General features: G+C 64.9%; 5 protein-coding genes and 1 tRNA gene. 5 read left to right on the top strand and 1 reads right to left on the bottom strand.

The genetic code is table 11. The features are described 5' to 3' along the window. The first annotated feature begins 66 nt into the window (after window positions 1–66). Window positions 67–152: transfer RNA gene (locus tag Q1V78_RS02855), tRNA-Ser, on the top strand. A 103-nt stretch (window positions 153–255) separates the two neighbouring features. Here the strand turns inward: Q1V78_RS02855 and Q1V78_RS02850 are convergent. Next, the gene (locus tag Q1V78_RS02850) at window positions 256–972 is read right to left on the bottom strand and encodes a hypothetical protein (RefSeq protein WP_300611414.1); all 717 of its coding nucleotides are present in this window, start codon (window positions 970–972) and stop codon (window positions 256–258) included. Window positions 973–1,201: 229 nt separating this feature from the next. Between Q1V78_RS02850 and Q1V78_RS02845 the strand changes: the two genes are divergently transcribed. The 4 genes from Q1V78_RS02845 to Q1V78_RS02830 form a co-directional block, all read left to right on the top strand. After that, window positions 1,202–2,500 carry an aminotransferase class I/II-fold pyridoxal phosphate-dependent enzyme gene (locus Q1V78_RS02845; RefSeq protein WP_300611412.1) on the top strand — a complete coding sequence of 433 codons (1,299 nt, stop codon included), beginning with the start codon at window positions 1,202–1,204 and terminating at the stop codon, window positions 2,498–2,500. Between the two features lie 33 nt (window positions 2,501–2,533). After that, a complete protein-coding gene (locus tag Q1V78_RS02840) occupies window positions 2,534–3,214 on the top strand; it encodes a hypothetical protein (RefSeq protein ID WP_300611410.1) in 681 nt (226 codons plus the stop codon). 70 nt (window positions 3,215–3,284) lie between these two features. Further along, window positions 3,285–3,959 carry a TM2 domain-containing protein gene (locus tag Q1V78_RS02835; RefSeq protein WP_300611408.1) on the top strand — a complete coding sequence of 225 codons (675 nt, stop codon included), beginning with the start codon at window positions 3,285–3,287 and terminating at the stop codon, window positions 3,957–3,959. Between the two features lie 245 nt (window positions 3,960–4,204). Then, a partial coding sequence (locus Q1V78_RS02830; protein WP_300611406.1) for a DNA polymerase III subunit gamma and tau occupies window positions 4,205–5,269 on the top strand: 1,065 nt, incomplete at its 3' end.

The following is a 5,269-nucleotide window of genomic DNA, read 5'->3' as shown; positions in this document are numbered from 1 at the left end:
GGGACCGGAAATGCTGCGAGCGCTGGGGATTTTGTGCGCTTGGTGGCCCTGGGTATAGTAGTCAGCGGAGGATTCGACTAGCGGCCTATGTCACACGCCTGGAACGCGTGCGGGGCTCACGCCCCTCGAGGGTTCAAATCCCTCATCCTCCGCAGTTGGGAAACCCCAGGTAGTTCGCTACCTGGGGTTTCTTTCGTTTCTATGCGCGGAATGCATTGCATTCACTCAGGAACGGCGCCGATGATCAGCGCAGGGCTACCAGGTGCGGTACGTATCCTCCCCGACGGTGAAGCCGTGGGAGCCGATAGAGCAGGTAATAGTGTCATCAGTGGGGGCGCCACAGGTCACGTCGTCATCGCTTTCGAGGGTCATCCGAACACTGACCTTGGTTCCCTTTTTCAGCGGTACACCGGTGTTCACCGCGGGCCATGTGCCTTGCAAGGCCCACGTCTTGGGTGGCCCCGAGAAATCGGCTGCGTTCGGATGCCACCCGATCGTGTTGGCAGATATCTGTCCGTCTATGCCGTCGTTGACCCGCTCGCTGTCCGGCCAATCCTCATGGTTTCCCGGCTTCATGCGCGACATCACCACACAAGCGTTTTTCTCTCCGGCAAGGTGGCAGTGGACTGATTCATCAGGGGAAGTGAACCGGGTTCCGGCCAAGGGGCCCGAGCCGTTACCGGTGAACATCAATGCGTCCACCTCTTCGAGCTCATCGAGGGCAGCTGCATCAGACGCTGTTTCCGGCTGGGTTGTGCTTTCCGCCGTATTTTCTGTCGTTTCGCGCTTCGCGGTCGTTGGAGCCGGGGCGCGCTTGGTGGTCGTTATAGCCTCGTCGGTGGCAGAGGGCGACGTCGCCGTGGTGGTTTCAGGAGTGGGGTGGTCACCTTCCCCGCATGCGGTGAGTCCCACCGCGACCAGAACCGCCAGTGCCCCTGAAGCAAGCCATTTCCCTGATCGATTTTTCTTCATGGCCTCACCGTAAACCGATGTTTAATGCCTCGCTGGCTAACACCGAACGCGGCGTTGTGGTGGTGCGTCCCTTGGTTCAGGGAGGGCGTCGATCGTGGGGCTCATCGTGGCAGGCCCAGTTCGAGCGCCCCCGTGCACAGACCAAGCCCGTGTCTGGGGCGCTTGTTAGAATCAAAATAGTATTTGCCACAGAATTCTTTGAGCCCCATACGCAGGAGGCGTCAGCACCGTGCAGCTCGCAAACATTGACCGTGACCAGCTTCTTTCCCTCAAGCCAGAGGTCGAGAAGAAGTATGCAGATCTCAAGGCCCAGGGCCTGAAGTTGGATCTCACCCGCGGTAAGCCATCCGCCGAACAGCTGGACTTCGCGGTGGATCTGCTCAGCCTCCCGGGCAAGAACTTCATCGCCGCCGATGGTACCGATACCCGCAACTACGGTGGGCTGACCGGCATCGCGGATATCCGCAACATCTGGTCGGAGATCATCGGCGTGGCCCCGGAGAACATCGTCTGTGGCGATGCTTCCTCCCTGAACATGGCCTTCGACCTCGTCACTTGGGCATACACCTTCGGCACCAACGATTCCGCCACGCCGTGGGCAGCTGAGGCCGCGGAGGCAGCGGGGAAGGGCGAGAAGCTCAAGTGGATCTGCCCGGTGCCGGGCTACGACCGCCACCACACGATCACCGAGCACTTCGGTTTCGAGATGATCACAGTGGACCTCCTCGAGGATGGCCCGGACCTGGACCAGGTTCGTGAGCTGGTGAAGGACCCGCTGGTCAAGGGCATGTGGGCCGTCCCGATGTTCTCCAACCCGACGGGCACCCTGTACTCCGAGGACGTCTGCCGCGAGCTGGCGTCCCTGGAGACGGCGGCGCCGGACTTCCGCATCGTGTGGGACAACGCCTACGTCGTCCACACCCTGACGGACGAGTTCCCGCCGGTGTACGACGTCCTCGGCTTCGCCGCCGAGGCGGGCAACCCGAACCGTTTCTGGTGCATGTCCTCCACCTCCAAGATCACGCAGGCGGGTTCCGGCGTGGCTTTCTTCGCATCCTCCGAGGAGAACTTGGAGTGGTGGAAGCGCCACGCGATCGTCCGCGGCATCGGGCCGAACAAGGTCAACCAGCTGGCCCACGCGCAGTTCTTCGGTGATGCCGAGGGCGTGCGCGCGCTGATGCGGAAGCACGCGGGCTCCCTGGCCCCGAAGTTCCGCGCGGTCGTCGAGATCCTCGAGGAACGCCTCGGCGGCCTGGGTGTCGCTGAGTGGACCGACCCGGCTGGTGGCTACTTCATCAGTGTCAACGTGGTCGAAGGAACCGCTGGTCGCGTCGTTGAGCTGGCCAAGGAGGCCGGTGTGGCGCTGACCGGGGCGGGGTCAACGTTCCCGCTGAAGCAGGATCCGAAGGACCAGAACCTGCGCCTGGCGCCGTCGATGCCGGAGCCGGAGCAGGTGCGCCTGGCGATGGACGGTTTCGCGACCTGCGTGCTGCTCGCCGCGATCGAGGCAGTGGAGACCGGGGCCTAAGTCCTGGCCGTGTCGGAGCTTTAAGGAGGACACATGAACCAAGAGGAAACTTTCGCCTGGGTCGAGCAGCTGCTGCCCGAGCCACTCGAGGTGGACACCTACCGGGTTGGTGAGTCCTTCCCGGAGTTCGCCGCCGCATCCGTCGCCCTCGGTGGGGACGGCACGGCCGCGCCGGAGACCGTCGCGATGAGCCTGGACGCCGGCCGCATCGAGGTCGGTCTGGAGGCAGAGCCGGGCACCGAGGTGCGCGTCGAGTTCGTCACGGTGGCTGCCGGTCACGACGATCTCGCGCCGAACCTGGTGGCCGCCGCCGCGACGATGGTCTCCCAGGACCCGGGCGTGTGGACCCCGCAGCCGGGCACGGTGATGCGCGGGCTGGGCGACCACGTGCGCGAGGGGCTTTCCGCCCGTCACGGGCTGTTGATCGTGCCATTCCTCTGGGAGAAGGGTGTTCCGCAGGTCCACGAGATCGCTGGTGACGGCGGGGACGGCGCCAAGAAGGCCGACCAGCTCGGTGCGGATGGCCCGGTCAGCGAGAAGGGCTTCGACTACACGCACCCGGGCCGACTGACGGTGCCGGCCCAGCTGGTGATGATCACCGACTCCGAGCTGGAGATCCTCGATCGTGCTGCCGAAGAGGGGCGCAACGGCGTGGACGAGCTCCAGAACTATTTGGTTGAGCAGCAGGTTAATATTAACGACCTGATGCGCTAGGCTGCGGCAGACTGCGAGCCTTGCGGCGATGGCCCGCGAATCCCGCTGGTCGTGGCCGCAGGTGGCAAAAGTGAATCGAAGGATTGAGGATAGGAGGTACGAGGAGGCGATGATGGCGAAGAACCCGTACTCTCACGGGCACTCCAACCCCCACGGGGAGGACCCGTTCATCGGCGACCCGATGGGTGGGTTCGGCGATTTCCAAAACCCGCACAATCCCATCGCCGACGAGTACCGCGACCTCTACGACGATATGCAGGCAGACCACGCCGCGAACAAGCCCAGCTACCAGAACAAGCATGGGTACCCGAACACGTCCCAGTACAAGCCCAAGCACCAGGGGCTGCCCGGATTCCCCACCGGCATGGATAGCGCCGAGGGAAGCCATAGCGGCTACCCCGGCCACGGCAGCCAGGGCCTCGCCGCGTCCTCCGCGGTCCCCGGCTATCCGAACCACGGCTCCCACGGCTTTGATGCCATGCGCTCCAGCTCGCGCAACTCGATCGTCGCCGCGGTGCTGGCGGTGTTCCTGGGAACCCTGGGCGTGCACAATTTCTACCTGGGCTACCAGCGCCGGGCGAAGTGGCAGCTAGGGCTCACAGTTTTCGGTTGGGCCACCTCCATCCTCCTCATCGGCATCCCGATCCTCCTCGCGGTCTACATCTGGTCGATGGTCGAGTTCATCATGATCCTCCTGGGCGCCGGCCCCTACTTCGAGGACGGGGACGGCTACCCGCTGCTGTGACACCGTCGCGGGGCGTCGCGAGCAGTCCTGCCGGTTGCAAGGGCAGTAGCGTCGCCGCTGCCCGCTACGCCACCGCCTCCCGCTACGTCGTAGGCGGTGCGGTGACAGCCCACCGTGACGGCGGTGGCGGCGTCGTCGTCATGAAAAAAGGGGAAGGCGCCCCCAAAGCAGCACACCGAACCGGCAACGGCGCTGGGCAAGCAGGACCGAATTGGCGTGTCTGCCCCGCCGGGTAACCTAGGGACGTGGCTTTATACCGGAAGTACCGCCCGGCCTCGTTTGCCGAGGTCGTGGGGCAGGAGCATGTAACCGAGCCGCTGTCCGTCGCGCTGGACAGCGGGCGCATCAACCATGCGTACTTGTTCTCGGGCCCGCGCGGTTGCGGTAAGACCTCCTCGGCACGCATCCTCGCGCGCTCGCTGAACTGCGTGGAGGGTCCGACGTCGACGCCGTGCGGGAAGTGCGATTCCTGCATCGCGCTCGCCCCCGGTGGCCCGGGCAGCTTGGACGTCACGGAGCTGGACGCCGCCTCCCACCGCGGCGTGGATGACATGCGGGAGCTGCGCGACCGGGCGTTCTACGCGCCCGCGGATTCCCGCTACCGCGTGTTCATCATCGATGAGGCGCACATGATCACCACGGAGGGCTTCAACACCCTCCTGAAGATCGTGGAGGAGCCGCCGGAGCATCTCATCTTCATCTTCGCGACCACCGAGCCGGAGAAGCTGCTAGCGACGATCCGCTCGCGGACGCACAACTACCCCTTCCGGCTGCTCACTCCGCCGGACATGCGCGGCCTGCTGGGGCGCATCGTCGCCGACGAGGGCGCGGTCGTTGAGGACGCCGTGTATCCGCTGGTGGTGCGCGCGGGCGGGGGATCGCCGCGTGATTCCCTGTCCATCATGGATCAGCTGCTTGCCGGTGCGGGCCCGGAGGGCGTGACCTATCAGCGCGCGGTGGCGCTGCTGGGCGTGACGGATTCCTCGCTCCTGGATCGTTCCGCGGAGGCGCTGGCTGCCCAGGATCAGGCGGGCTTGTTCGCGGTTGTCGACGACGTCATCAACGCCGGTTACGACCCTCGTCGCTTTGCGATGGATTTGTTGGATCGCTTCCGTGACCTGCTGGTTGTTCAGGCGGTGCCGGATGCTTTCGAGCGCGGGCTGGTGGATGTTCCGGAGCAGGAGCAGGACGCGTTGCGGCAGCAGGCCGAGGCGTTGGGGCCGGCGACGCTGACGCGGTGTGCTGCGGTGGTCAATGATGGTCTCTCGCAGATGCGTGGGGCGACGTCGCCGCGGTTGCTGTTGGAGATT

The sequence above is a fragment of the Corynebacterium sp. genome, assembly GCF_030152825.1.
Taxonomy (GTDB): domain Bacteria; phylum Actinomycetota; class Actinomycetes; order Mycobacteriales; family Mycobacteriaceae; genus Corynebacterium.
Note: the sequence above shows the minus strand (reverse complement) of the source record. Positions and strands in the feature narration are given on the sequence as shown.

Excerpts from the sequence above, each read along its gene's own strand:
- Q1V78_RS02850 (WP_300611414.1), bottom strand. The coding sequence starts at position 972 with ATGAAGAAAAATCGATCAGGGAAATGGCTTGCTTCAGGGGCACTGGCG.
- Q1V78_RS02840 (WP_300611410.1), top strand. The coding sequence starts at position 2,534 with ATGAACCAAGAGGAAACTTTCGCCTGGGTCGAGCAGCTGCTGCCCGAG.